This is a genomic window from Pseudomonas sp. ASL4 (assembly GCF_056680395.1).
In genome coordinates this window covers 1,084,507-1,110,232 of the sequence record NZ_CM155280.1, presented here as the reverse complement: position 1 = coordinate 1,110,232, position 25,726 = coordinate 1,084,507, and the positions used below count along the sequence as shown (strand labels likewise).

23 protein-coding genes and 1 pseudogene are annotated in these 25,726 nt (G+C 59.4%); 6 read left to right on the top strand and 18 right to left on the bottom strand.

Annotation, left to right across the window (positions count from 1 at the left end):
* The first annotated feature begins 51 nt into the window (after positions 1-51).
* Complete coding sequence (locus AC1MEW_RS04890) at positions 52-630, top strand: DUF6436 domain-containing protein (RefSeq protein WP_480425563.1); 579 nt, start codon at positions 52-54, stop codon at positions 628-630.
* 103 nt (positions 631-733) lie between these two features.
* Positions 734-3,136 (top strand): penicillin acylase family protein, encoded by a 2,403-nt coding sequence (locus AC1MEW_RS04885; RefSeq protein WP_201198674.1) that lies wholly within the window; start codon positions 734-736, stop codon positions 3,134-3,136.
* Between the two features lie 130 nt (positions 3,137-3,266).
* On the opposite strand, the gene AC1MEW_RS04880 is transcribed toward AC1MEW_RS04885, so the two are convergent.
* Positions 3,267-4,172 carry an AraC family transcriptional regulator gene (locus tag AC1MEW_RS04880; RefSeq protein ID WP_201256777.1) on the bottom strand — a complete coding sequence of 302 codons (906 nt, stop codon included), beginning with the start codon at positions 4,170-4,172 and terminating at the stop codon, positions 3,267-3,269.
* Positions 4,173-4,282: 110 nt separating this feature from the next.
* Here AC1MEW_RS04880 and AC1MEW_RS04875 point away from each other — a divergent pair, with 110 nt between their 5' ends.
* Positions 4,283-4,624, top strand: a complete 342-nt coding sequence (locus tag AC1MEW_RS04875) for a carboxymuconolactone decarboxylase family protein (RefSeq protein WP_201256778.1) — start codon at positions 4,283-4,285, stop codon at positions 4,622-4,624.
* Between the two features lie 160 nt (positions 4,625-4,784).
* Here AC1MEW_RS04875 and AC1MEW_RS04870 read toward each other — a convergent pair whose 3' ends face one another.
* Complete coding sequence (locus AC1MEW_RS04870; RefSeq protein ID WP_201256779.1) at positions 4,785-5,750, bottom strand: GlxA family transcriptional regulator; 966 nt, start codon at positions 5,748-5,750, stop codon at positions 4,785-4,787.
* Positions 5,751-6,110: 360 nt separating this feature from the next.
* On the opposite strand from AC1MEW_RS04870, the gene AC1MEW_RS04865 reads away from it, so the two are divergent.
* On the top strand, positions 6,111-6,752 hold the full coding sequence (locus tag AC1MEW_RS04865) for an HD domain-containing protein (protein ID WP_201256780.1): 642 nt from the start codon (positions 6,111-6,113) through the stop codon (positions 6,750-6,752).
* Positions 6,753-6,892: 140 nt separating this feature from the next.
* Here AC1MEW_RS04865 and AC1MEW_RS04860 read toward each other — a convergent pair whose 3' ends face one another.
* The 8 genes and pseudogenes from AC1MEW_RS04860 to AC1MEW_RS04825 form a co-directional block, all read right to left on the bottom strand.
* The gene (locus tag AC1MEW_RS04860) at positions 6,893-7,783 is read right to left on the bottom strand and encodes an ABC transporter permease subunit (protein ID WP_201256781.1); all 891 of its coding nucleotides are present in this window, start codon (positions 7,781-7,783) and stop codon (positions 6,893-6,895) included.
* The gene (locus tag AC1MEW_RS04855) at positions 7,780-8,661 is read right to left on the bottom strand and encodes an ABC transporter permease subunit (RefSeq protein WP_201205056.1); all 882 of its coding nucleotides are present in this window, start codon (positions 8,659-8,661) and stop codon (positions 7,780-7,782) included. Before AC1MEW_RS04855 ends, AC1MEW_RS04860 begins: the two co-directional genes overlap by 4 nt.
* Positions 8,662-8,696: 35 nt before the next feature.
* Positions 8,697-9,839, bottom strand: coding sequence for an ABC transporter ATP-binding protein (locus tag AC1MEW_RS04850; protein WP_201198688.1), 1,143 nt, complete (start codon positions 9,837-9,839; stop codon positions 8,697-8,699).
* A gap of 73 nt (positions 9,840-9,912) precedes the next feature.
* Positions 9,913-11,010: a polyamine ABC transporter substrate-binding protein gene (locus tag AC1MEW_RS04845; RefSeq protein WP_201198689.1), complete on the bottom strand. Its 1,098-nt coding sequence runs from the start codon at positions 11,008-11,010 to the stop codon at positions 9,913-9,915.
* Between the two features lie 188 nt (positions 11,011-11,198).
* On the bottom strand, positions 11,199-12,293 hold the full coding sequence (locus tag AC1MEW_RS04840) for a polyamine ABC transporter substrate-binding protein (protein ID WP_201205058.1): 1,095 nt from the start codon (positions 12,291-12,293) through the stop codon (positions 11,199-11,201).
* Between the two features lie 183 nt (positions 12,294-12,476).
* The gene (locus tag AC1MEW_RS04835; RefSeq protein ID WP_201190197.1) at positions 12,477-13,841 is read right to left on the bottom strand and encodes an aspartate aminotransferase family protein; all 1,365 of its coding nucleotides are present in this window, start codon (positions 13,839-13,841) and stop codon (positions 12,477-12,479) included.
* A gap of 56 nt (positions 13,842-13,897) precedes the next feature.
* Complete coding sequence (locus tag AC1MEW_RS04830; protein ID WP_201198692.1) at positions 13,898-15,256, bottom strand: glutamine synthetase family protein; 1,359 nt, start codon at positions 15,254-15,256, stop codon at positions 13,898-13,900.
* A gap of 134 nt (positions 15,257-15,390) precedes the next feature.
* Positions 15,391-15,672 (bottom strand): annotated as a pseudogene (locus AC1MEW_RS04825) (gamma-glutamyl-gamma-aminobutyrate hydrolase family protein); the annotation flags it as partial.
* A 278-nt stretch (positions 15,673-15,950) separates the two neighbouring features.
* Between AC1MEW_RS04825 and AC1MEW_RS04820 the strand changes: the two are divergent.
* Entirely contained in the window at positions 15,951-17,327 is a 1,377-nt protein-coding gene (locus tag AC1MEW_RS04820) for a glutamine synthetase family protein (RefSeq protein WP_201190203.1), read from the top strand.
* A 286-nt stretch (positions 17,328-17,613) separates the two neighbouring features.
* Complete coding sequence (locus AC1MEW_RS04815; RefSeq protein ID WP_201198694.1) at positions 17,614-18,252, top strand: TetR/AcrR family transcriptional regulator; 639 nt, start codon at positions 17,614-17,616, stop codon at positions 18,250-18,252.
* Between the two features lie 203 nt (positions 18,253-18,455).
* On the opposite strand, the gene AC1MEW_RS04810 is transcribed toward AC1MEW_RS04815, so the two are convergent.
* From AC1MEW_RS04810 to AC1MEW_RS04775, 8 genes are all read right to left on the bottom strand, one after another.
* Positions 18,456-18,671 carry a TOBE domain-containing protein gene (locus AC1MEW_RS04810; protein ID WP_003229256.1) on the bottom strand — a complete coding sequence of 72 codons (216 nt, stop codon included), beginning with the start codon at positions 18,669-18,671 and terminating at the stop codon, positions 18,456-18,458.
* 34 nt (positions 18,672-18,705) lie between these two features.
* Complete coding sequence (ssuB, locus tag AC1MEW_RS04805; protein ID WP_201190231.1) at positions 18,706-19,512, bottom strand: aliphatic sulfonates ABC transporter ATP-binding protein; 807 nt, start codon at positions 19,510-19,512, stop codon at positions 18,706-18,708.
* Positions 19,509-20,291 carry an aliphatic sulfonate ABC transporter permease SsuC gene (gene ssuC / locus AC1MEW_RS04800; protein WP_480425559.1) on the bottom strand — a complete coding sequence of 261 codons (783 nt, stop codon included), beginning with the start codon at positions 20,289-20,291 and terminating at the stop codon, positions 19,509-19,511. Before ssuC ends, ssuB begins: the two co-directional genes overlap by 4 nt.
* A 9-nt stretch (positions 20,292-20,300) precedes the next feature.
* Positions 20,301-21,449 carry an FMNH2-dependent alkanesulfonate monooxygenase gene (gene ssuD, locus AC1MEW_RS04795; protein WP_149660253.1) on the bottom strand — a complete coding sequence of 383 codons (1,149 nt, stop codon included), beginning with the start codon at positions 21,447-21,449 and terminating at the stop codon, positions 20,301-20,303.
* A 25-nt stretch (positions 21,450-21,474) separates the two neighbouring features.
* Positions 21,475-22,440: a sulfonate ABC transporter substrate-binding protein gene (locus AC1MEW_RS04790; RefSeq protein WP_480425557.1), complete on the bottom strand. Its 966-nt coding sequence runs from the start codon at positions 22,438-22,440 to the stop codon at positions 21,475-21,477.
* 101 nt (positions 22,441-22,541) lie between these two features.
* A complete protein-coding gene (gene ssuE / locus AC1MEW_RS04785) occupies positions 22,542-23,135 on the bottom strand; it encodes an NADPH-dependent FMN reductase (RefSeq protein ID WP_201198704.1) in 594 nt (197 codons plus the stop codon).
* A gap of 317 nt (positions 23,136-23,452) precedes the next feature.
* A complete protein-coding gene (locus AC1MEW_RS04780; protein WP_201198707.1) occupies positions 23,453-24,091 on the bottom strand; it encodes a peroxiredoxin in 639 nt (212 codons plus the stop codon).
* 296 nt (positions 24,092-24,387) lie between these two features.
* Positions 24,388-25,722 (bottom strand): OprD family porin, encoded by a 1,335-nt coding sequence (locus tag AC1MEW_RS04775; RefSeq protein ID WP_480425555.1) that lies wholly within the window; start codon positions 25,720-25,722, stop codon positions 24,388-24,390.
* Between the last annotated feature and the right edge of the window lie 4 nt (positions 25,723-25,726).

Sequence of the window (25,726 nt, the reverse complement as noted above, 5' to 3'; positions counted from 1 at the left end):
ATCTGTCGCGGCAAGCATGGCAAGCTAGCCGACCTTCGAGGATCGAAACCCATGCGTCCGGCCTACCGCACCACTCTGCTTGCCAGCCTGCTCGTCCTCATGTGTGCCGGCGTGCTGTGGGCGGCGTACGACTGGTTTCAGGGTCGCTACCTGCGGGCGTTCAGCGAGCACACCGCGGTGTTTTCCGGCGACCCATTGCGCCTGCCCGACAACCTCGCCGGCCCCGGCGCCATCCGCCTCGTACATTTCTGGGACCCGGCCTGCCCGTGCAACGTTGGCAATCAACAGCACCTCACCGAACTGGTTGAGCGCTATGTACCGCAGGGCGTCGAGTTTTACTCGGTACAAAAACCCGGCAGCCACGGCCAGTTGCCCAGCACCTTGAGCAGCCTGAAAACCATCACCGTACTGCCCGGCTCCGAGCAGATCCCCGCCAGCCCGGCGGTGGCGATCTGGGACCGCGCCGGCAAGCTCGCGTATTTCGGCCCGTACAGTGAAGGCCTGACCTGCAACTCGAGCAACAGCTTTATCGAACCGATCCTGCAAGCGCTGAACGAAGGCCGCACGGTGAACGCCACCCACACGCTGGCGGTGGGTTGCTATTGTCCGTGGGCGGTGGAAGTGAAGTAAGGCATTCCGGACTATTCAAGGACGGTGGGTGCCCGGCACAGAAAGTCTGTGCTACATGTTTGCAGCCCACACGGGCGGCAATCTCGAAGAACAAGGAGTCACCATGAAACGCGTCCTGACCGTACTTGCCTTGCTGATCGTCGCGCTCGCCATCGGCGTGGGCGGCTACATCTACAGCAAGCAGCCGACGCGCCAGGGCCAGGTGACGCTGAACAACCTGCAAGGTTCGGTGACCGTGCGCTACGACGAGCGCGGCGTACCGCATATCCGCGCCGACAACGAAACCGACCTCTACCGCGCCCTCGGCTACGTCCACGCCCAGGACCGCTTGTTCCAGATGGAGGTCATGCGCCGGCTGGCCCGTGGCGAACTGGCGGAAGTCCTCGGGCCGAAACTGGTGGACACCGACAAACTGTTCCGCAGCCTGCGCATCCGCGAGCGTGCCGAGAGCTATGTGGCCGCGCTGGATCGTCAGTCACCGGCGTGGAAAGCCCTGCAAGCTTATCTGGACGGGATCAACCAATATCAGGACACCCACGCTGCACCCGCAGAGTTTGACGTGCTGGGCATCCACAAACGCCCCTTCACCGCCGAAGACAGCATCAGCGTCGCCGGCTACATGGCCTACAGCTTTGCCGCCGCGTTTCGCACCGAGCCATTGCTGACCTACGTCCGCGATCAGCTCGGCCCCGACTACCTGAACATCTTCGACCTCGACTGGCAGCCCAAAGGCGTGTTGGCCAAGGCCCGCGCCAAACCCGGCCCGGCACTGGCCGCCAGCGACTGGAAAGACCTGAACGCCCTCGCTCGCCTGAGCGAACAAGCCATGACCGAGAACGGTTTGCCGCAGTTCGAGGGCAGCAACGCCTGGGTCATTTCCGGTAACCGCAGCAAAAGTGGCAAGCCGCTGCTGGCCGGTGACCCGCACATTCGCTTCTCGGTGCCGTCGGTGTGGTACGAGGCGCAACTGTCGGCACCGGGCTTTGAGCTTTACGGTCACCATCAGGCGTTGGTGCCGTTCGCGTTCCTGGGGCACAACCTGGATTTCGGCTGGAGCCTGACCATGTTCCAGAATGACGACCTGGACTTGATCGCCGAGAAGGTCAACCCGGACAACCCGAACCAGGTCTGGTATCGCGGCAAGTGGGTGGACATGGTCAGCACCGAACAGCAGATCGCCGTGAAAGGCCAGGCGCCGGTCACGCTGACGCTGCGTCAGTCGCCTCATGGCCCGATCATCAACGACGTGCTCGGCACCGCCGCCGGCAAGACGCCGGTCGCCATGTGGTGGGCGTTCCTCGAAACGCCGAATCCGATTCTCGAAGGCTTCTATCAGCTCAACCGTGCCGACACCCTGGCCAAGGCCCGCGCCGCAGCGGCCAAGGTTCAGGCGCCGGGGTTGAACATCGTCTACGCCAATGCCAAGGGTGATATCGGCTGGTGGGCCTCGGCCCTGCTGCCCAAGCGCCCGGCTGGAGTGAAACCGGGCTTCATCCTCGATGGCAGCACCAGTCAGGCGGACAAGGAAGGTTTCTACCCGTTCAGCGCCAACCCCCAGGAAGAGAACCCGGCGCGGGGCTATATCGTCTCGGCCAACTTCCAACCCGTCTCGCCCACCGGCATGGAGATTCCCGGCTACTACAACCTGGCCGACCGCGGTCAACAGCTCAATCGCCAGCTCAACGACAAAAACGTGAAGTGGGACAACGACGCCAACCAGAAGCTGCAACTGGGTACCACCACCGCTTACGGCCCGCGCTTGCTGGCGCCGTTGCTGCCGGTATTGCGTGAAGTGGTCACTGACTCGGCCGAACAGAAACTGGTGGAGCAACTGGCCCAGTGGCAAGGCGATTACCCGCTGGATTCAATCAATGCCACGGTGTTCAACCAGTTTCTGTACAACCTGGCCGACGCGACGATGCGCGATGAACTGGGCAACGACTTCTTTGAAACGCTGCTCTCGACCCGGGTGATCGACGCTGCGTTACCGCGCCTGGCCGCCAGCCCGGATTCGCCGTGGTGGGACAACCGCAACACCCCGGCCAAGGAAACCCGCGCCGACACGGTGAAGGTCGCGTGGCAGGCGAGCATTGCGCACCTCAAGACCACGCTGGGTGCTGATTTCACCCAGTGGCAGTGGGGCAAGGCGCACACGCTGACCCACGGTCATCCGCTGGGGATGCAGAAGCCTTTGGACCGGATTTTCAACGTCGGCCCGTTCGCCGCTCCCGGCAGCCACGAAGTACCGAACAACCTCTCGGCCAAGATTGGCCCGGCGCCATGGCCAGTGACGTATGGCCCGTCGACCCGGCGGCTGATCGACTTCGCCGACCCGGCCCACAGCCTGACCATCAACCCGGTCGGCCAGAGCGGCGTGCCGTTCGACAGCCACTATGACGACCAGGCTGAGGCGTATATCGAAGGGGTTTATTTGCAGGCGCATTTCAGTGATGAAGAAGTGACGGCGAATACCCGGAGTACGTTGAAGCTGTTGCCGGCGCGGTAGTTTTTTGTTGTTCGGATTGCCGTCTTCGCGAGCAAGCCCGCTCCCACATCGGACCGTGTCCGTGCAAACAACGCGGTCAACTGTGGGAGCGGGCTTGCTCGCGAAGAGGCCCGCACAAACACCCCAAAATCTAAATCCCCCGCCGCACCCTCCCCGGCGCCTCGCCATAAATCTCCTTGAATTTCTTGCTGAACGCCGCTTGTGATTGATACCCGACCTGCAGCGCAATATCGCTCAACCCCAGGTGCGATTGGCTCAGCAAACTGAACGCCAACTCCATCCGCACTTGCGTCAGCAACACCCACGGCGACACGCCGGCCACCTTCACAAACGCGCGCATGAACGTCGCCCGGGACATGTTCGCCGTTTCCGCCAGACCTTCGATGGTCCACTCATGGGCCGGGTCCGCCAGCATCGCCTGCCAGGCGCGGCCCAGGCGTTTATCACCGAGTAGCGCCAGTGTGCCGCTGGCTGGCCCCAACGTCGCCAGATGCGCCCGCAGCATCAGGGTGAACAACGCCTGCGATAACGCGTCGAGCAAAAACTTCGCCCCGGCCTGATTGCTCTCCGCCTCACCGCGCAACACCTCGACCAACGCCGGCAACGGCCCATTGGCCGGGAGCGCACCGCTGGGGATCACCAAATACGCGGGCAGCGCGGCAAACAGCAAGGAAGCGCGGTTGTAATGGAAGGTCCCGCAGAGCATGTCCAGATCCGCGCTCGCACCACCGATGCGATGCACCTGCAACGCACCACCGACGATGATCTTCGGCACAGTCGGGGTGACGGTTTTTCCGGGGCTGTGGATAACGTGGGGCGTGCCGCCGGGCAGCAGCAGGATATCGCCTGCGCGCATCGGCAGACGCTGGCCGTCGGGAAACTCCACGCGGCATTCGCCCGCCAATACGATGTGATAAGGCGCCATACCCAGCGCTTCCTGCCCATGGGCCAGCGCCCAGTCGCCCTGGAATTGGCAGCGCAGGTCCAGACTGCCGCGAACGTTGGCCAGCGTGATGAGTTTATCGATCGGATTCATTTGAGCGCATCGAGGAAAGATCTGAGCGGATCGAACAAACCCGAACCGCGCCAAGGAGCAAGACTGAACGTGTCGAAACAGTACACCCAACCTGCTCAGGAGTTAACGCAATGTTCAATAACTGGTCCGAACTGCTGCCCACCATCCAGAAAGCTTTTGGCGCGCTGGGCAAGAGCAACCCGAAAATGGTCAAGGCCTACATGGCCCTTGGTGAAGCCGCTGCGGAAAACGACGTGCTGGATGCCAAGACTCGCGAATTGATCTCCATTGCCGTGGCCATTACTACTCGTTGTGATGGCTGTATTGCCGCGCATACCGATGCGGCGATCAAGGCTGGAGCGAGTCGCGAAGAAGTCGCGGCGACCCTGGCGACGGCAATTTCGCTGAATGCCGGCGCGGCGTATATCTACTCGCTGCGCACGCTGGAGGCGTATGACTCGTTGAAGGGCTGACACACATCCTGTGGCGAGGGGGCTTGCCCCCGTTGGGTTGCGAGCAGCCCCAAAACCTGAAACCCGGCTGCATCAGGCACACCGTGTTTATCGGATTTGGGAGTACTGCGCACTCCAACGGGGGCAAGCCCCCTCGCCACAATGGTTTCTCGTAACCGTCCTAGACCATCGCCGCAAAGTTCAGCCTGAACTGCTGCGGTGTCACCCCGAGCCGGCGGTTGAACACACTGCGCATGTGCTGGGCATCGCGAAACCCGCATTGATACGCCACGGTCTTGAGCGGCGACCGCGTACTTTCCAGCAGCACCCGCGCCGCATCCACCCTCGCCCGCTCGACGAATTCCGCCGGGGTCACTTTCGCTTCCTTGGCGAACACCCGGGAAAAGTTGCGAGCGCTCATGTTGGCGGCGTTGGCGAGGTCGGCGATGGTCAGGTCGCCGTTGAGGTTGGCGAGGACATAGAGCTGCACCAGCGCCACCGCCGAAGTCGGTTCGGCGTGAGGTGTGAGGAACGGGCTGAACTGCGATTGCCCGCCCGAGCGCTGGGTGAACACGACCAGGCGTTTGGCGACGCTGAGTGCGACTTCCGGACCGTGATCGAGACCCAACAGGTACAGCGACAAATCAATCCCCGCCGTTACCCCGGCCGAGGTGTAAAGCTCGCCGTCCTGCACGTACAAACGATCAGCCTCCACCTGCGTCGACGGACACATCGCCGCCAACGCAGCTGCGTCGCCCCAATGAGTTGTGACAGTTCGTCCTTCGAGCAAACCGGCCCGGGCGAGCATGAACGCGCCGTTGCAGATCGAACCAAAGCGTTGCGCCCGCGCACTCGCGTCCCGCAGCCAGGCGTCGAACGTCACGCCAAAATCCATGAACGGCAACTGCGGCCCACCGGCCACCAGCAGCAAGTCATAAGCCTCAAGCGCTTCGCTGAAATGCCGGTGAGCGTTCAAGGACAAACCGTTGGAACACGGCATCATCCCGCGCTCGACGCCGATCACTTCCAGCCGATAGTGATCCTGCGGCGCCAGAAAACGATTGGCCTCGGCGAACACATCCATGGGCCCGGTGACGTCCAGCGACTGAACGCCGGAAAACACCACGATGGCGACGGTTTTTTGCATGGTTCGAAACGCCTCTCTGGCTTCAAGTATCAACACTGACCTGTGGCGAGGGAGCTTGCTCCCGTTCGGCTGCGCAGCAGTCGTAAAACCTCTGGATGCGAGATGCCTGACAGAACCAGGTTGCAGTTTTGGGGCCGCTTCGCAGCCCAGCGGGAGCAAGCTCCGTCGCCACAGGTAGTCACCTGTTTGAAGTGCGCGACAACGCTTCACCCTAGCCAATCCAGCCCCAACAAGCGAGGTTGGCGCGATATGCCTGCTCATTGGCCGGGATCGCAGCCATGGATCGATTGTCCGGTTTCAGGTGCAGGCACAGACTTTACCCATCAGCGCCGCCACGGCGTTCCCCATGAGGAAAGCACTATGAGCAGCATCATTGCCGGTATCAAAATCCCCGACAGCGCGTTGGCCAAAGCCACCACCGAATACATCCGCGACGTCGAATCCGACCTGCTCTATCACCACTCGCGCCGTGTATTTCTGTTCGGCGCCTTGAGCGGTGAACGCAAGCAACTGGCCTACAACCCGGAGTTGCTGTACGTCGGCGCGATGTTCCATGACTTGGGTCTGGTGGAAGGTCAGCGCAGTGATAACGAGCGCTTTGAAGTCGACAGTGCCAATGCCGCCAAAGCCTTCCTCAAGCCTTTCGGGCTGAGCGATGACGATATCGAACAAGTGTGGTTGTCGATTGCGCTGCACACCACTCCGGGCGTGCCGCAACACCTGCGGCCGAACGTGGCGCTGGTCACAGCGGGTGTCGAGATGGATGTGCTGGGCATCGATTACGCGGCGTTCCCGACGCAGCAGCGCGAGGCGGTGGTGCATGCCCACCCTCGTGGCGAAGGTTTCAAGGAATGCATCCTCTGTGCGTTCGCCAATGGCTTCAAACACAAGCCGGACACCACGTTCGGCACGGTGAATGCGGATGTGCTGGTGGACAGCGAGCCGGGGTTCAAACCGATGAACTTTGTCGAGATCATCCGCAAATCCCCTTGGGCTGCATAAACAACTGTGGGAGCGAGCTTGCTCGCGAAAGCGGTGTGTCAGGCAACATTGATGTCGACTGACACTCCTCTTCGCGAGCAAGCCCGCTCCCACATTTGAACCGGGTTGACCACAAGAATGGGGTCAACCCTGCATCAGGCTTAAGCCGCTTCCGGCGCCTGCGCCCGACGCACGTCCGGTTGCTTCCAGGAATCGGCAGCACCTTCTTCGATCGCTTGCTGAATCGCCCGCTTGCGGCTTTCCTCGGCACGGCGGCTGAAGAACCAGACCATGAAGGTCACGATCGATACCGCCAACAGGATCAGGCTGGCCACCGCGTTGATCTCAGGCTTCACGCCCAGGCGTACCGCCGAGAACACTTCCATCGGCAGGGTCGTCGAACCCGGGCCGGAGACGAAGCTCGCCAGCACCAGGTCATCCAGCGACAGCGCGAAGGACATCATCCCGCCCGCCGCCAATGATGGCGCGATCATCGGAATGGTGATCAGGATGAACACCTTCCACGGCCGCGCGCCAAGGTCCATGGCCGCCTCTTCGATGGACAGGTCCAGCTCACGCAAGCGCGCCGAGACCACCACCGCCACATACGCCGCACAGAACGTGGTGTGGGCGATCCAGATCGTCACAATGCCGCGTTCCTGCGGCCAACCGATCATCTGCGCCATGGCCACGAACAGCAGCAACAGCGACAGACCGGTGATCACTTCCGGCATCACCAACGGCGCAGTCACCAGGCCACCGAACAGCGTGCGGCCCTTGAAACGGGTGATCCGGGTCAGGACGAACGCCGCCAGAGTGCCCAACGCCACCGCCGCAATCGCGGTGTAGCAGGCGATTTCCAGCGAGCGCATCACCGAGCCCATCAGTTGGGTGTTGTCGAGCAGGCCGACGTACCACTTGATCGACCAGCCGCCCCAAACTGTTACCAGTTTCGAGGCGTTGAACGAGTAGATCACCAAGATCAGCATCGGCGCGTAGATGAACAGCAAACCGAACACCAACATAAAGCTCGAGAAACTGAAGCGCTTCATTCTTTGCCCTCCATTTCTTTGGCCTGGCTACGGTTGAACAGGATGATCGGCACAATCAGGATCAACAGCATCACCACCGCCAGGGCAGACGCCACCGGCCAGTCGCGGTTGTTGAAGAACTCTTGCCAGAGCACTTTACCGATCATCAGGGTTTCCGGACCGCCGAGCAGTTCCGGGATCACGAACTCGCCCACCACCGGAATGAACACCAGCATGCAGCCGGCGATGATGCCGTTCTTGGACAGCGGAATAGTGATCTTCCAGAAGCTGTTGAAGGTGCTCGAACCGAGGTCCGACGCGGCTTCCAGCAGGCTATGGTCGTGCTTCACCAAGTTGGCGTAGAGCGGCAGGATCATGAACGGCAGGTACGAATAAACCACGCCGATGTAGACCGCCAGGTTGGTGTTGAGGATCTGCAACGGCTCGTTGATCCAGCCCATGCTCATCAGGAAACCGTTGAGCAGGCCGTTGTTGCTGAGGATGCCCATCCACGCGTAAACGCGGATCAGGATCGCGGTCCAGGTCGGCATCATGATCAGCAGCACCAGCACCGTTTGCAGCTCTTTACGGGCGCTGGCGATGGCGTAGGCCATCGGATAGCCAATCAGCAGGCAGAGGATGGTGCTGAAAAACGCCATCTTCAGCGAGCCGAGGTAGGCAGCGATGTACAACTCGTCGTCGCCGAGCATCGCGTAGTTGCCCAGGTTCAACAGCACCTGGAGCTTCTGGTCAACGAAGCTGTAGATCTCGGTGTACGGCGGGATCGCCACGTCGGCTTCGGCGAAGCTGATCTTCAAGACGATGAAGAACGGCAGCATGAAGAACATGAACAGCCAGATGAACGGAACCCCGATGACCAGTTGGCGGCCACCGGGAATTATTCGATTGAGTCGGCGTTTGAGTTTGCGCATGTTCATGAGCGAAGTACCACGCCGCTGTCGTCTTCCCAGTACACGTAGACCTGATCGCCCCAGGTCGGACGCTGGCCACGGCGCTCGGCGTTGGCAACGAACGACTGCACCAGTTTGCCGCTCGGCAATTCGACGTAGAACACCGAATGGCCGCCGAGGTAGGCAATGTCGTGGACCTTGCCGCTGGACCAGTTGTATTGGCAGGTCGGCATTTCGGCGGTGACCAGCAGTTTTTCCGGGCGAATCGCGTAGGTAACGGACTTGTCCTGCACCGAGGTGCTGATGCCGTGGCCGACGTAGATCTGGCGATCCAGGTCTTTGCAGGTGATGGTCGCGTGGCCTTCGGCGTCGTCGATCACTTCACCTTCGAAGATGTTGACGTTGCCGATGAACTCGCAGACCAGACGGCTGGTCGGGGTTTCGTAGATGTCGATCGGGCTGCCGATCTGGGCGATCCAGCCCAGGTGCATGATCGCGATGCGCTCGGCCATGGTCATGGCCTCTTCCTGATCGTGGGTCACCATGACGCAGGTTACGCCGACGCGTTCGATGATCTCGACCAACTCCAGTTGCATCTGCGAACGGAGTTTTTTATCCAGTGCACCCATCGGTTCATCGAGCAGCAACAGCTTCGGCCGCTTGGCCAACGAACGCGCCAGGGCTACACGCTGACGCTGGCCACCGGACAACTGATGCGGCTTGCGCTTGGCGTACTGGCTCATCTGTACCAGCTTGAGCATTTCAGTTACGCGGGCATCGACTTCCGACGACGAGATCTTGTCCTGCTTGAGGCCGAAGGCGATGTTCTGCGCCACGGTCATGTGCGGGAACAAGGCGTAGGACTGGAACATCATGTTGATCGGTCGCTCGTACGGCGGCATCTCGGTGATGTCGACGCCGTCGAGGTAAATGCGCCCCTCCGTGGGCCGTTCGAACCCTGCGAGCATCCGCAGCAAGGTGGATTTGCCCGATCCCGAACCGCCGAGCAGGGCAAAGATTTCACCCTTTTTGATTTCCAGGGACACATCGTCCACCGCAATCGTCTCGTCGAACTTCTTCGTGACCCGGTCGATTTTGACCAACACCTGTTTAGGTGATTGGTCGCCCTCGAGGGCTTTCTTATAGGCGCCGGAGGCAACTGCCATTTACGAAACTCCCAGAAAAAAAGAGTGCAGTTCGCTCGAGGTGAGCCAACCTTGGATAGTTTGAGCCTTGAAGCTATTTACCCGACTTGACCTTGGTCCAGCTGCGGGTCATCAAACGTTGAATGTTCGGTGGTAACTCGACCGACACGTAGGTCTTGTCGAGCACTGCTTGCGGTGGATAAACCGCTACGTCGGTGCGGATGGACTGTTCCATCAGTTTGTCCGACCCTGGATTAGGGTTGGCATAGCCGACCGAATCACTGACCTGGGCAATCACCTCAGGTTTCAGCAAATAGTTGATGAACGCGTGGGCTTCTTTGACATTGCTCGAATCCTTTGGAATCGCCAGCATGTCGAACCACAGCGCGCCGCCCTCTTTCGGGATGGTGTAAGCGACCTTCACGCCTTTGCCGGCTTCGGCTGCGCGGGACCGGGCCTGGAACATGTCACCGGAGAACCCGATCGCGATGCAGATGTCGCCGTTGGCCAGGTCCGAGATGTACTTGGACGAGTGGAAGTAGGTCACGTAAGGCCGCACCGCGAGCAACTTGGCTTCGGCCTTTTTGTAGTCTTCGGGGTTGGTGCTGTTGGCGTTCAGGCCCATGTAGTTGAGGACTGTCGGCATCATTTCATCGGCGGAATCGAGGAACGCCACGCCGCAACTGTGCAGCTTCTTGATGTTTTCCGGCTCGAACAGCACGCTCCAGGAATCGATCTTGTCGACGCCCAGCACTTCCTTGATCTTGTCGACGTTGTAACCGATGCCGTTGGTGCCCCACAGGTACGGCACGGCGTACTGGTTGCCCGGATCGTTCTGTTCCAGGCGCTTGAGCAGCACCGGGTCGAGGTTGGCGTAGTTGGTCAGTTGCGAGCGGTCGAGTTTCTGGAACGCGCCGGCCTTGATCTGCTTGCCGAGGAAGTGGTTGGACGGCACGACCACGTCATAACCTGTACGCCCGGCCAGCAACTTGCCTTCCAGGGTTTCGTTGGAATCGAACACGTCGTAAACCGGTTTGATGCCGGTGGCCTTCTGGAAATCGGCCAAGGTGTTTGGAGCGATGTAATCCGACCAATTATAAATATGCACTGTGGGCGCAGCCTGGACACTGACGGCAATCGTCAGTCCGGCGCCGACCAGCAGGGCATTGCGCAACAAAGAAAAAATAGGCAAGTGGAGGTCCTCTAAAATTAGTTGGGCCCAAGTTGCCCCGTGTTACATGACAGCCTTAGCTGCCCAGCAACAAAACCGGCGCGCAACTTACCCTCGATAAACCGTTCCAGCAAAACTTTCTGTCATTTAATTATTCCTGTTGCCGCCACCGCGCAGGCAACGGCAACAGGATGTGGCTTCAAATCGGCTTATTTACCGGATTTGATCTTGGTCCAGCTGCGGGTCAGCTCACGCTGGGTAGCCGCTGGCAAGTCAGCGATCGCATACAGCTTGGCCTGCACTTCGGCGGACGGGTAGATGCCCGGGTCCGAGGTGATTTCCTTGTTCACGTACTGGGTTGCTTCGGCGTTACCGTTAGGGAAACGGACGGCGTTGGTGATGTCGGCCATCACTTTCGGCTGCAACAGGTAGTTCATGAACTTGTAGGCACCGTCGACGTTTTCCGCATCCTTAGGGATCGCGACCATGTCGTAGAAGCTGCCAGCGCCTTCTTTTGGAATGGCGTAGCTGACTTTCACCTTGTCACCGGCTTCAGCAGCGCGGGACTTGGCTTGCTGCACGTCACCCGAGTAACCGACGGCTACGCAGATGTTGCCGTTGGCCAGGTCGGAGATGTACTTGGACGAGTGGAAGTAAGTGACCGAAGGACGAATCTTCAGGAACAGATCTTCGGCTTTCTTGATGTCTTCTTTCTTCTGGCTGTCGGTAGGCAGGCCCAGGTAATGCAGCGCGACTGGCAGCATTTCGGTCGGCGAATCGAGGAAACTCACACCGCAGCCTTTGAGCTTGGCGATGTTTTCAGGCTTGAACAGGATGTCCCAGGAATCGATTGTGTCGACGCCCAGTGCAGCCTTGACCTTCTCGGGGTTGTAACCGATACCGATCGAGCCCCACATGTAAGGGAAGGCGTGTTTGTTGTCCGGGTCGCTGATGGAAACCGCTTTGAGCAGCGACTTGTTCAGGTTGCCGTAGTTGGACAGCTTGGACTTGTCCAGCTCCTGGTAAACGCCGGCCTTGATCTGCTTGGCGAGGAAGTTGTTCGACGGCACGACGACGTCGTAGCCGGACTTGCCTGCCAGCAACTTGGCTTCCAGGGTTTCGTTACTGTCGAAAACGTCGTACACCACCTTGATCCCGGACTCTTTCTCGAAGTTCGCGATGGTGTCCGGTGCAATGTAGTCGGACCAGTTGTAGATATGCAGCACCTTGTCATCGGCCTGTACTGCACCCGCCATCACGCCCATCAGGGACATGGCGAGGAGGGTCTTGCCAGCTATCTTCATACCTAATGCCTTCATGGGTAATGCTCCAATTTTTTCTTTTTAACCACGTGCTCAGCGGCCTGTTACTGGGCATCCGAACAACCGGTAGTCTGGCAAGTTACAAGGCAGGCTTTCAAGGAAAGACCCATCCTTTGTTTACTCCGGGCGAAGTGCCGTCTTCGCACCCCGCCCAGAGCCTAGCACTTAGGCCTGCAAGGCACTCAGGGTCAGGTCCAGGCACTTGCGCGCCTTGGCCACCAGCTCATCGATTTCAGCCGGTGTAATCACCAGTGGCGGAGCAATGATCATGGTGTCGCCCACGGCACGCATGATCAGGCCGTTGTCGAAGCAGAACGTGCGGCAAATCATGCCGACGCCCTTGCCTTCGTAACGCTTGCGAGTGGCCTTGTCCTGGACCAGTTCGATGGCCCCCAACAGACCAACGCCGCGCACTTCCCCCACCAACGGGTGATCGCTCAGTTCCCGTAGACGCTTTTGCAAATAGGGTGCCGTTTCTGCGTGAACGCGCTCGATAATTTTTTCTTCGCGCAGGATACGGATGTTTTCCAGTGCCACCGCAGCGGCCACCGGGTGACCGGAATAGGTGAAGCCATGGTTGAAATCGCCGCCCTCATTGAGCACCGCTACCACGTCGTCACGCACGATCAGGCCACCCATCGGGATGTAGCCGGACGTCAGGCCTTTGGCGATGGTCATCATGTCGGGCTTGAGGTCGTAGTAATCACTACCGAACCACTCACCGGTACGGCCGAAACCGCAGATCACTTCGTCGGCCACGAACAGAATGTCGTACTTGGCGAGGATTTCCTTGATGCGCGGCCAGTAGCTTTCAGGCGGAACGATCACGCCGCCGGCACCCTGGATGGGTTCGGCAATAAAGGCACCGACGTTGTCCACGCCGACTTCCAGAATTTTCTCTTCCAACTGATTGGCGGCCCAGATACCGAACTCTTCCGGGCTCATGTCGCCACCTTCACCGAACCAGTACGGCTGGGCGATGTGGACGATACCCGGGATCGGCAAGTCGCCCTGTTCGTGCATATAAGTCATGCCACCCAGGCTCGCGCCGGCCACGGTGGAACCGTGATAGCCGTTCTTGCGGCTGATGATGACTTTCTTCTTCGGCTGGCCTTTGATCGCCCAGTAATGGCGAACCATGCGCAGCATGGTGTCGTTGCCTTCGGACCCGGAACCGGTGAAGAACACGTGGTTCATGCCTTGCGGTGCGATATCGGCGATGGCTTTGGCCAGTTCCAGCACCGGCGGGTGAGCGGTCTGGAAGAACAGGTTGTAATAAGGCAGCTCGCGCATTTGTTTGCTGGCGGCGTCGGCGAGTTCATCACGACCGTAACCGATGGCTACGCACCACAGGCCGGCCATGCCGTCGAGGATCTTGTTGCCTTCGCTGTCCCAGAGGTAAACGCCCTTGGCGCTGGTGATGATGCGCGGGCCTTTCTCTTTAAGCTGTTTGAAGTCGCTGAACGGCGCCAGATGGTGATCGTTGCTCAGCGCCTGCCATTCACGGGTTTGCGGGTTATTGCTGGTCATGCGAATTCTCCTTGTTATTGGTTAGAGCGCAGCTAGACACAGCCGCGCCCGGCGCATCAGACGGCGAAGAGCAGGAATTCCCGCTCCCACGAACTGATCACGCGCTTGAAGTTTTCATGCTCGGCCCGCTTGACCGCGACGTAGCCAGTGATGAATTTTTTGCCCAGGTATTTCTCGATCGTCGCGCTGTTTTCCATCCGGTCCAGCGCGTCTTCGATGGTCAGTGGCAGGCGCAGGTTGCGGCGTTCATAGCCACGGCCCACTACCGGCGCACTTGGGTTCAAGTTTTCGACCATGCCGACATAACCGCAGAGCAGGCTCGCGGCAATCGCCAGGTACGGGTTGGCGTCGGCGCCCGGCAGGCGGTTTTCCACCCGACGGTTTTGCGGGCCGGCATCCGGCACTCGCAGGCCCACGGTACGGTTCTCTTCGCCCCACTCCACGTTCACCGGTGCCGAGGTGTCCGGCAGGAAGCGGCGGAACGAGTTGACGTTCGGGGCGAACAGCGGCAACAGCTCGGGGATCAGCTTCTGCAAACCGCCGATGTGATGCAGGAATAACTGGCTCATGGTCCCGTCTTCATTAGAGAAGACGTTCTTGCCGGTCTCGATGTCGATGATGCTTTGGTGCAAGTGCATCGCACTGCCCGGCTCGCCGGTCATGGGCTTGGCCATGAAGGTCGCCGCCACGTTGTGCTTGAGCGCGGCCTCGCGCATGGTGCGTTTGAACACCAGGATTTGGTCGGCCAGGGACAGGGCATCGCCGTGACGGAAGTTGATTTCCATCTGCGCCGTGCCGTCCTCGTGGATCAGCGTGTCGAGGTCCAGCTCTTGCAGTTCGCACCAGTCGTAGACGTCTTCGAACAGCGGATCGAATTCGTTCGCTGCTTCAATCGAGAACGACTGGCGACCGGTTTCCGGGCGACCGGAACGGCCAATCGGCGGTTGCAGCGGGAAGTCCGGGTCTTCGCAGCGCTTGGTCAGGTAAAACTCCATTTCCGGCGCCACGATCGGCTGCCAGCCCTTGTCGGAATAGAGTTTCAGGACCTTCTTGAGCACGTTGCGCGGTGACAGCTCGATCGGGTTGCCTTGCTTGTCGTAGGTGTCGTGGATCACCTGAGCGGTAGGCTCGATAGCCCAAGGCACCAGGAACACCGCGTTCTGGTCGGGGCGGCAGATCATGTCGATGTCGGCCGGGTCGAGCAGTTCGTAATAGATGTCGTCTTCGACGTAGTCGCCGGTCACGGTCTGCAACAGAACGCTCTCGGGCAGGCGCATGCCTTTTTCAGCAATGAACTTGTTGGTCGGCGAAATCTTGCCCCGGGTGATCCCGGTCAAGTCGGCGATCATGCATTCGACTTCTGTGATCTTGTGGTCTTTCAACCAATCGGTGAGCTGGTCGAGGTTGTTACTCATAAATGCCTCTAGGCTGAGTTTCCTGACTCTTATAAGTCAGGCGTTGTTTGACGCGTCGGCGTCGCGTGATACAGATTGCCACTGCAATGGCCGGGCACAAATACCCGTCGCGACCCTGGAGAGGGTCAGCGAAAGCTAGATGTGCGTGCAGAATCATGAGCAGAACCCGGCTTATTGGCTGGGCTGCCACGGTGAAACGGTTCTATATTGGAGGGAGAGCGATTAAAGAGAATGCCGTCCAGATCGTCCAGAATATCGGACGGGGCCAGCGAATCCGCCAAAGACGGAAGAATGAACGGCACGCCTTTGGCAACTGAGGCCATGGCATATACGTATTTGTCGCCACTGATGTGATAAGCATGCAGACCTATCTGCCTAGAGCAGATGGTGACGCCGATTAACGGCAGGCGAGACATGAAGCACCCCGGTATTATTGGTGTTATGGGTTTGAATCGAGCTTAGCCTTGTTCATTTTTTTACACAACACCCCCGTAAAAAATACAACACGGCCCGCTCAAGCCCGCGGGCGCCAAAGCGCTCAAAGGCAAAAAAACGCCCCAAAGTGCCTCAAAAAAGCCCTGCGAGCGCTTTTTTAGGGCAAAAAAGGCCTCGCTTGACTTCGGCATGCCGTTCGGGTTGACTGAAACCCGAAGAGATCAATGATTGATATTTTTAACAACAAAGGTGTTGCATCATGTCGGTACCCCCGCGTGCCGTTCAGCTTAACGAAGCGAACGCGTTCCTTAAGGAACATCCTGAGGTTCTGTACGTTGACCTTCTGATTGCGGATATGAATGGTGTGGTGCGCGGCAAGCGCATTGAACGCACCAGCCTCCACAAGGTTTACGAGAAAGGCATCAACCTGCCGGCCTCTCTATTTGCTCTGGATATCAATGGCTCTACGGTGGAAAGCACCGGCCTGGGTCTGGACATCGGCGATGCTGACCGAATCTGCTATCCAATCCCCGACACCCTGTGCAATGAGCCTTGGCAGAAGCGCCCTACCGCGCAACTGTTAATGACCATGCACGAAATCGAAGGTGAACCTTTCTTCGCCGATCCTCGCGAAGTCTTGCGTCAAGTCGTGACCAAGTTCGACGACCTGGGTCTGACGATCTGCGCCGCGTTCGAACTGGAGTTCTACCTGATCGACCAGGAGAACGTGAACGGTCGACCGCAACCACCACGCTCGCCGATCTCCGGCAAACGTCCGCACTCGACACAGGTCTACCTGATCGACGACCTCGACGAATATGTCGATTGCCTCCAGGACATTCTGGAAGGTGCGAAAGAGCAAGGCATCCCGGCCGACGCCATCGTCAAGGAAAGTGCCCCGGCGCAGTTCGAAGTGAACCTGCACCACGTGGCCGACCCGATCAAGGCTTGCGACTACGCGGTGTTGCTCAAGCGCCTGATCAAGAACATCGCCTACGACCATGAGATGGACACCACCTTCATGGCCAAGCCTTACCCGGGCCAGGCGGGTAACGGTCTGCACGTGCACATTTCGATTCTCGACAAAGACGGCAAGAATATTTTTGCCAGTGAGGATCCCGAGCAGAACGCCGCATTGCGTCACGCGATCGGCGGTGTGCTCGAGACCCTACCGGCGCAGATGGCTTTCCTCTGCCCGAACGTCAACTCGTACCGTCGTTTCGGCGCACAGTTCTACGTGCCGAACTCGCCGTGCTGGGGCCTGGACAACCGCACCGTAGCGATTCGCGTACCGACCGGCTCGTCCGATGCCGTACGTATCGAACACCGCGTTGCCGGCGCCGATGCCAACCCGTACCTGCTGATGGCTTCGGTTCTGGCCGGTATTCACCACGGCTTGACCAACAAGATCGAGCCGGGCGCGCCCGTAGAAGGCAACTCCTACGAGCAGAACGAGCAAAGCCTGCCGAACAACCTGCGCGACGCATTGCGTGAGCTGGACGACAGCGAAGTCATGGCCAAGTACATCGATCCGAAATACATCGATATCTTTGTGGCCTGTAAGGAAAGTGAGCTGGAGGAGTTCGAACACTCCATCTCCGACCTTGAGTACAACTGGTACCTGCATACCGTGTAAGTGGTTGCAGTAAAAAAGAAACGCCGCCGGCTGATAAGGCCGACGGCGTTTTTTTATGGCCGCCATCAACCCCTGTGGCGAGGGAGCTTGCTCCCGCTGGGTCGCGAAGCGACCCCGAAACCAGTCAATGCGGTGTGTCTGACAGAACCGCATTGCGTATTAAAGGGAGTCCTACGGCCTCCAACGGGAGCAAGCTCCCTCGCCACAGTGAATCACTGAGAGCCACAGGGGATATGGAACATCTCCCGCTCTGCGTACAATGCCCGCTGCCCCGCAGGAGACTCCAATGACGCGCCCCGCCCCTATTCGCAAACCCCGCGCACGCAGCCAGGCCCGGATCGATTCGATACTCGATGCCGCCCGCACGCTGCTCGCCGCCGAGGGCGTGGCCAGCCTGTCGATCTACAGCGTCGCCGAGCGCGCGCAGATCCCGCCGTCCTCGGTCTACCACTTCTTCGCCAGCGTCCCGGCCCTGCTCGAAGCCTTGACCGCCGACGTCCACGCAGCATTCCGCGCCTGCCTGCAAGCGCCGATCAACCACGAAGCCCTCCACAGCTGGCGTGACCTGTCACGACTGGTGGAACAGCGCATGCTCGACATCTACGGCGAAGACGCGGCCGCCCGGCAACTGATCCTCGCCCAGCACGGCCTGACCGAAGTCACCCAGGCCGACCGCCAGCACGACATCGAACTGGGTGACCTGATGCACAAACTATTCGATCACCACTTCGAGCTGCCGAGGCTGCCGATGGATGTGGATGTGTTTGCGTTGGCGATGGAGCTGGGAGATCGGGTGTATGCGCGCTCGGTGCAGCTGCATGGGCAGATTACACCGCGCATGGCTGAGGAAGGGATGCGGGTGTTTGATGCGTATTTGGGGCTTTATCTGCCGCCTTACTTGCCCAAGCGCACCCTTTCAGCCTGAGTTCTCTAGTGGCTTCAATGGCCTCTTCGCGAGCAAGCCCGCTCCCACAATTGATCTTCAATGAGCATGGAATTTGTGTTCGGCACAAATCCCCTGTGGGAGCGGGCTTGCTCGCGAATGCCACACCACCGAACTCACTGATTCACTCGCATAAAAACCCCCGAAGGGCTCACACCCTCCAGGGTTGTTCGTAATGCACGCGCTTACAACTTGGCGATCGACACCTCGGTGGATTTCACGAACGCGATTACTTCGCTGCCGACCACCAGTTCCAGCTCTTTCACCGAACGGGTGGTGATCACTGAAGTGACGATCCCGGAAGCGGTTTGCACGTCGATTTCCGACAGCACGTCACCCAGCACGATTTCTTTGATCGAGCCTTTGAACTGGTTACGAACGTTGATGGCTTTGATAGTCATGATGTTGATTCCTGTCGTTGAGATGAGGCGTGAGTTATTGCGCCCAGCGCAGTTGCGTAGGCAATGGTGAAACAGGTTCCGGCTCCGGCGGCTCGCCGGGCAGTGACAGCACACGGTTGAGTACTTCGGTTTCCAGCGCCGCCAGCCGATGGGAGCCACGAACCCGAGGGCGCGGCAGTTCCACGTGCAGGTCGAGGCCGACTTCGCCCTCTTCGATCAGGATCACCCGATCGGCAATCGCCACCGCTTCACTGACGTCGTGGGTCACCAGCAACACGGTGAAACCGTGCTTTTGCCAGAGCCGTTCGATCAGTTGCTGCATTTCAATTCGGGTCAGGGCATCCAGGGCGCCTAGGGGTTCGTCCAGCAGCAGCAAGCGCGGTTGATGGATCAGCGCGCGGGCCAGGGCCACACGTTGCTTCTGGCCACCGGACAAGGCCGCCGGCCACTCATTGGCACGATCCGCCAGGCCTACCGACTCCAACGCGTCCAGTGCTTGTGGTCGCCAGTTGCCCTTGAGCCCGAGGCCGACGTTGTCGATAACCTTTTTCCATGGCAGCAGACGCGCTTCCTGGAACATCAATCGCGTGTCTTCCCGGGCATCACTCAAAGGCGCAGAACCGGCCAGCAATTCGCCGCCCGTGGGCAGGTCGAGACCAGCGAGCAAGCGCAGCAAAGTGCTTTTGCCGCAACCGCTGCGACCGACCACGGCGACGAATTGACCGGCCGGAATGTGCAGGTCGATCTCGCGCAGCACTTGCCGCGAACCAAAAGTCTTTTGCAGTTTGCGCACCGCCAGCGGAATCCCGCGCAGCAGGCGTGGAGGTTGTTGAGCAGTCATGCGACACCTCCTTTGGCAACCTGATACGCCGGATGCCAGCGTAGCCAGACACGCTCCAGTCCACGGGCCGCAAGGTCGGCCAGTTTGCCGAGCACCGCGTACAACAGAATCGCCAGCACCACCACGTCGGTCTGCAAGAACTCTCGCGCATTCATCGCCAGATAGCCGATGCCGGAGCTGGCGGAAATGGTTTCAGCGACGATCAGCGTCAGCCACATAAAGCCCAGCGCGAAACGCACACCGACCAGAATCGAAGGCAGTGCACCCGGCAAGATCACCTGACGGAACAGACTGAAACCGGACAAGCCGTAACTGCGCGCCATCTCCACCAGCGCCGGATCGACGTTGCGGATGCCGTGATAGGTATTGAGGTAGATCGGGAACAACGTGCCCAACGCCACCAGGAAAATCTTCGCCGACTCATCGATGCCGAACCAGAGGATCACCAGTGGAATCAGCGCCAGGTGCGGTACGTTACGGATCATCTGTACCGAACTGTCGAGCAAGCGTTCGCCCCATTTCGACAGGCCGGTGATGAAGCCCAACGCCAGACCAATGCTGCCGCCAATGGTGAAACCCAGCGCCGCACGCCAGCCACTGATGGCGAGGTGAGTCCAGATTTCGCCGCTGCGCACCAGGCTCACGCCGGCTTCGATCACCGCGATGGGTGCCGGCAGAATCCGTGTCGACAACCAACCCGCCGACACCGATAACTGCCACACCGCCAGCAACAACACCGGCAACGCCCAGGGCGCGAGGGTGTGGATAATTTTCTTCATGGCGGCGCCTCAGCTCTGGGACGCGGCTTTAGGGAGGATGTCGTTGGCCACCATCTCGCCAAACGGGCTGACGAAGTTGGCACCTTGGGGCTGTTCCGGGCGCTGTACGTCAATGTGCGGGAACAGCAATTCGGCGACGCGGTAAGCCTCTTCCAGGTGTGGATAACCGGAGAAGATGAACGTGTCGATGCCCAGGTCCGCGTATTCCTTCATGCGCGCGGCCACGGTCGGGCCATCGCCCACCAATGCGGTGCCGGCGCCGCCGCGCACCAAGCCAACACCGGCCCAGAGATTGGGGCTGACTTCCAGGTTGTCGCGGCTACCGCCATGCAGTGCGGCCATACGTTGCTGACCCACCGAATCGAACCGCGACAGCGAAGCCTGGGCCCGAGCGATGGTCTCGTCGTCCACATGGGAGATCAGTCGATCCGCTGCGGCCCACGCTTCCTCGTTGGTTTCACGCACGATCACATGCAGGCGAATGCCGAAGCGTACGGTGCGACCGAGCTTCGCGGCTTTGGCCCGCACTTGCTCAATTTTCTCGGCCACGGCGGCCGGTGGTTCGCCCCAGGTCAGGACCATTTCCACCTGTTCGGCGGCCAGGTCCTGCGCGGCTTCCGACGAACCACCGAAGTACAGCGGCGGACGCGGTTGCTGGATCGGCGGATAGAGCAACTTGGCGCCCTTAACGCTGATGTGCTGGCCGTCGTAATCGACGGTTTCGCCTTCCAGCACGCGGCGCCAGATGCGGGTGAATTCTACCGAGGCCTGATAACGCTCTTCGTGGCTGAGGAACAAACCGTCGCCGGCCAATTCATCCGGATCACCACCCGTCACCAGGTTGAACAGCGCACGACCGCCGGACAAGCGATCCAGTGTCGCCGCTTGCCGCGCGGCCACCGTTGGGGAAATGATCCCGGGGCGCAGGGCGACAAGGAATTTCAAACGCTGGGTGACCGGGATCAGCGACGCGGCCACCAGCCACGAGTCTTCGCAAGAGCGACCGGTGGGAATCAGCACACCGCCGAAACCCAGGCGATCCGCCGCTTGGGCGATCTGTTGCAGGTAACCGTGGTCAACGGCGCGAGCGCCTTCGGCGGTGCCAAGGTAATGGCCGTCGCCGTGGGTAGGCAGGAACCAGAAAATATTGAGGCTCATGGAGTGGTCTCCTTAGGAAATCGAATTACTGCGCGTTGGCAACGGCTGCCGGTGGCGTCCAGATCACGTCTTTGATGCTCAAGGGCTTGGGAATCAGCTTGAGCTGGTAGAAGCTGTCGGCGATTTTCTGTTGGGCGGCGACCACTTCCGGCGTGAGGAACAACGCGCCGTAGCCCTGGCGTTTCACCGAGGTCAGGGTGATGTCTGCCGGCAGGCCGAGCAGTGGCGAAACCTGTTTGGTGACGTCTTCGGGATTGGCCTTGGACCATTCACCGACAGCGCGCACTTCCTCGACAAGGGCCTTGATCACCTCGGGATTTTTCTGCGCGTAGGGTTTGGTCGCCAGGTAGAACTGATGGTTGTCGACGATGCCCTGGCCATCGCGCAGGGTGCGCGCTTGCAGTTGCTGTTCGGCGGCAGCCTGGTACGGATCCCAGATCACCCAGGCATCGACGCTGCCGCGCTCGAACGCAGCGCGGGCATCGGCGGGCGGCAGGAATACGGTCTGGATGTCGGTGTATTTGAGGCCGGCGTCTTCCAGCGCCCGGACCAACAGGTAGTGAACATTGGAGCCTTTGTTCAGGACGACTTTCTTGCCCTTGAGGTCCGCTACGGATTTGATTGTCGAGTCCTTCGGCACCAGGATCGCTTCGCTGTGCGGCGCTGGCGGTTCGTAGGCGACGTAGAGCAGATCGGCGCCGGCCGCCTGGGCGAATACCGGAGGCGTTTCACCGGTGACACCGAAGTCGATGGAGCCGACGTTCAGGCCTTCCAGCAGCTGCGGGCCGCCGGGAAATTCAGTCCATTGCACGTCCACACCTTGGGCGGCGAGGCGTTTTTCCAACGTGCCTTTGGCTTTGAGCAGCACCAGGGTGCCGTACTTTTGATAGCCGATTCGCAAAGTCTCGGCTTGTGCTTGAGAAATAACGCCGAAGGACACAGCCGCCACAAACAGAGCGACCAGACCACGACGCAAAATGACAGTGCGCATAGCGCTCTCCTATTTGCTGTTGGGTTTTGGCTGCACCTGCTTGGCCGTTAGCGGCTGAGTAAGGTGAGGACTTCAAATTCAGGGGTGGCTTAAGTGCCGGCTTAAATGCTCCAGCGAGCACTCAACAAACGTTCGTTCAGCAGGTTCGGGTCGATCGGCTTGGGCCGTCGCGCCATGGCGCTGAAAAACAGCTCCAGTGATTCATTCAGTCGTTCTTCCAGCTCGGGCGCCAACAGTGCCTGGGCGCTGCCTTCGCCGTAAGCGATCTGGCTGTCCACGGCGAAAATCCCGTGGAGCATTTCCTGGGCCTTCAATGCCGAGAGCACTGGTTTGAGTGCGTAGTCCACCGCCAACATGTGGGCGATGCTGCCGCCGGTGGCCATTGGCAACACCACTTTGTGGGCCAGGGCCCGCTCGGGGAGCAGATCCAATACAGTTTTCAGAGCGCCGGAGAACGATGCCTTGTAGACCGGCGTGGCGATCAGCAGGCCATCGGCGTTTTCAATCTGTTGCAGCAGGTCGATCACCTTCGGGCTGTCGAAGCGGGCATGCAGCAAGTCTTCAGCCGGGAAGTCCCGTACCTGATAACTCACCACTTCCACACCTTGTTCTTGCAACCAGCGCTGCGAACGCTCCAGCAGCACCCCGGAACGAGAGCGTTGGCTGGGGCTGCCACCGAGTGAGACGACCAGCATTCAGATGATTCCTTGAGCGGTGTTAGCGATTCGCCGTGCGCGATCTCGCTTTGATGGAAGTGACCTTAACAGGTGATTTATATATCCATAAATCATATTTATTCATTTAGTTATTCTTTGTAGATCTATACAGAACACCCAAATTCAGGCAAAAAAAAAGGCCGTCGAAACGGCCTGAAATCCCCTGCTTTGAGAATGCATGCCCCACCTGTAGGAGCGAGGCTTGCCCGCGCAGGCGTCATCATGGCCAGCATCAATGTCGGACGTGATGGCCTCTTCGCGGGCAAGCCTCGCTCCTACAGGGGCAGTATTTCAGATCAACGATTCGGTTGCGGCGTCAGGCGCAGGTACGGTTTCACCGCGCGATAACCCTTGGGAAAGCGTTTCTTGATTTCGTCTTCGTCCTTGAGCGACGGCACGATCACCACTTCATCACCGTCCTGCCAGTTGGCCGGGGTGGCCACTTTGTAGTTATCGGTGAGTTGCAGCGAGTCGATCACCCGCAGGATTTCATGAAAGTTGCGACCGGTGCTGGCCGGATAAGTGATGGTCAACCGAACCTTCTTGTTCGGGTCGATTACGAACAGCGAGCGCACCGTCAGGGTGTCGTTGGCATTCGGGTGAATCAGGTCGTACAGGTCCGAGACCTTGCGATCAGCGTCGGCCAGGATCGGGAAGTTGACGATCGTGTTCTGGGTTTCGTTGATGTCCTCGATCCACTTGTGGTGCGAATCCACCGGGTCGACGGACAGCGCGATGGCTTTTACGCCGCGCAGGGCAAATTCATCCTTGAGCTTGGCGGTGAAGCCCAGTTCGGTGGTGCACACCGGGGTGAAGTCCGCCGGGTGGGAAAACAGCACGCCCCAGCTATCGCCCAGCCATTCGTGGAAACGGATGGTGCCGGCGCTGGAATCCTGTTCGAAGTCGGGGGCGATGTCGCCAAGTCTGAGGCTCATGGTGCTGCTCCTGGTGAGTGCTTGATGAGCTCAACTGTGCCTGTGTTTCTTATAGTTTAAAAAGAATAAATATCGATTTATTTAGATCATAAATGAATATTAAAGATCTGTTCACTGGACCTGCACGGTCATCGAGACGAACATCGCTCACAAGGTTCGAGAAGGCCTTGAGTAGCTGCACAGAGGGGAATTTCGGGGAGGGTTTACGGGGGTGAGCCTGACTCGGAAATGTAAAAGCCCCGCTCGGCGTGGTGCCGGGCGGGGCTTTTTTTACTCAGACTTACAAGGTCACGCTATTACAACAGCGGGATCGAGTAGCTGACGATCAGACGGTTTTCGTCCTGGTCGCGAGTAGCGATGTCGGTGCGCCACATAGCGTTTTTCCAGGCAACGCCGAGGTTTTTCAGCGGGCCTTCTGGAACAACGTAACCGAGGGTGATGTCACGTTCCCATTCGGTCTTGTCACCGGTAGGGTTGTCGATGTTGCTACCACGCAGGTAGATCACACCAGCGGTCAGGCCAGGTACGCCGACTTTGGCGAAGTCATACGCGTAGCGAGCTTGCCAGGTACGTTCGCCAGCACGGGCAAACTTCTGGATCTGCATGTCGGTGATGGTGCTGTTGGACGAACCGTCACCCTGGTTCAGCCAAGGGAAATCGCTGTCGCCCTTGGTGTACTGGTAGCCGCCGCCGAAGGTGTGGCCTTCAACCGAGTACAAAGCGAGGTAGCTGTACAGGTCGTTGTCGACTTTGCCTTTGACAGTTTTGCCGCCGTAGAAACCGCTGGTGTAGTAAGCGGAGTCGTTGCCGTTGGCACCGTTGTCACGGCTGCGGTAGTAACGCAGGTCACTTTTCAGCACGCCTGGACCGATTGCCCAGTTGTGGACCAGACCCAGGAAGTTCTGCGAGTAGAAGTCCTTCAATTCACCGTAGTAGTACGATGCGGTCAGGTCTTTGGTGATTTTGTAGTCAGCACCGCCGTAGTAGAACTTGTTGCTGAACTTGCCAGCGTCATAGTTCGAGCTAGCGTTCGCGACGGCAATCGACAGATCTTCGTCGTTGCTGGAGTTACGGCCCTTGGCGGACTCGATCTGACCGGCAGTCAGGGTCAGGTCTTTGATTTCGTTGGACTTCAGCTCGCCACCGGTGAAGGTTTGTGGCAGCAGACGACCATCGTTGTACTTGATGACCGGGTTGTTCGGCATCAGGGTGCCGACTTTCAGTTCGGTCTGGGAGATCTTGACCTTACCGGTCAGACCCAGGCTACCGAAGTCTGGAACAGCACTGTTGCCATCGCTTGGGAACACGGTGCCGCCGGAAGCCGCGCCGTTGGCGTTGCCGCTCTTGTTCGAGCTGGAATCCAGACGCACGCCGTACAGGCCGATAGCATCAACGCCGAACTGAACAGTACCTTGGGTGTAACCCGAGATGAAACGCAGATCGAAGCCTTGGCCCCATTCTTCGTTTTTGTTCTTGCTCGAAGCGGTGTCCGGGCCAGTACGGTTATCGGTGTTGATGTAGAAGTTACGCAGACCCAAGGTAGCCTTGCTGTCTTCGATGAAACCGGCGGCGCCTGCCTGCTGCGCCAAAACCCCTACGGCCACTGCCAGGGCCAAAGTGGACTTGTTCATTGTT

Coding starts and splice junctions, on each gene's coding strand:
- AC1MEW_RS04890 (WP_480425563.1), top strand. CDS start 52: ATGCGTCCGGCCTACCGCACCACTCTGCTTGCCAGCCTGCTCGTCCTC.
- AC1MEW_RS04885 (WP_201198674.1), top strand. CDS start 734: ATGAAACGCGTCCTGACCGTACTTGCCTTGCTGATCGTCGCGCTCGCC.
- AC1MEW_RS04880 (WP_201256777.1), bottom strand. CDS start 4,172: ATGAATCCGATCGATAAACTCATCACGCTGGCCAACGTTCGCGGCAGT.
- AC1MEW_RS04875 (WP_201256778.1), top strand. CDS start 4,283: ATGTTCAATAACTGGTCCGAACTGCTGCCCACCATCCAGAAAGCTTTT.
- AC1MEW_RS04870 (WP_201256779.1), bottom strand. CDS start 5,750: ATGCAAAAAACCGTCGCCATCGTGGTGTTTTCCGGCGTTCAGTCGCTG.
- AC1MEW_RS04865 (WP_201256780.1), top strand. CDS start 6,111: ATGAGCAGCATCATTGCCGGTATCAAAATCCCCGACAGCGCGTTGGCC.
- AC1MEW_RS04860 (WP_201256781.1), bottom strand. CDS start 7,783: ATGAAGCGCTTCAGTTTCTCGAGCTTTATGTTGGTGTTCGGTTTGCTG.
- AC1MEW_RS04850 (WP_201198688.1), bottom strand. CDS start 9,839: ATGGCAGTTGCCTCCGGCGCCTATAAGAAAGCCCTCGAGGGCGACCAA.
- AC1MEW_RS04840 (WP_201205058.1), bottom strand. CDS start 12,293: ATGAAGATAGCTGGCAAGACCCTCCTCGCCATGTCCCTGATGGGCGTG.
- AC1MEW_RS04835 (WP_201190197.1), bottom strand. CDS start 13,841: ATGACCAGCAATAACCCGCAAACCCGTGAATGGCAGGCGCTGAGCAAC.
- AC1MEW_RS04830 (WP_201198692.1), bottom strand. CDS start 15,256: ATGAGTAACAACCTCGACCAGCTCACCGATTGGTTGAAAGACCACAAG.
- AC1MEW_RS04820 (WP_201190203.1), top strand. CDS start 15,951: ATGTCGGTACCCCCGCGTGCCGTTCAGCTTAACGAAGCGAACGCGTTC.
- AC1MEW_RS04815 (WP_201198694.1), top strand. CDS start 17,614: ATGACGCGCCCCGCCCCTATTCGCAAACCCCGCGCACGCAGCCAGGCC.
- AC1MEW_RS04810 (WP_003229256.1), bottom strand. CDS start 18,671: ATGACTATCAAAGCCATCAACGTTCGTAACCAGTTCAAAGGCTCGATC.
- ssuB (WP_201190231.1), bottom strand. CDS start 19,512: ATGACTGCTCAACAACCTCCACGCCTGCTGCGCGGGATTCCGCTGGCG.
- ssuC (WP_480425559.1), bottom strand. CDS start 20,291: ATGAAGAAAATTATCCACACCCTCGCGCCCTGGGCGTTGCCGGTGTTG.
- ssuD (WP_149660253.1), bottom strand. CDS start 21,449: ATGAGCCTCAATATTTTCTGGTTCCTGCCTACCCACGGCGACGGCCAT.
- AC1MEW_RS04790 (WP_480425557.1), bottom strand. CDS start 22,440: ATGCGCACTGTCATTTTGCGTCGTGGTCTGGTCGCTCTGTTTGTGGCG.
- ssuE (WP_201198704.1), bottom strand. CDS start 23,135: ATGCTGGTCGTCTCACTCGGTGGCAGCCCCAGCCAACGCTCTCGTTCC.
- AC1MEW_RS04780 (WP_201198707.1), bottom strand. CDS start 24,091: ATGAGCCTCAGACTTGGCGACATCGCCCCCGACTTCGAACAGGATTCC.
- AC1MEW_RS04775 (WP_480425555.1), bottom strand. CDS start 25,722: ATGAACAAGTCCACTTTGGCCCTGGCAGTGGCCGTAGGGGTTTTGGCG.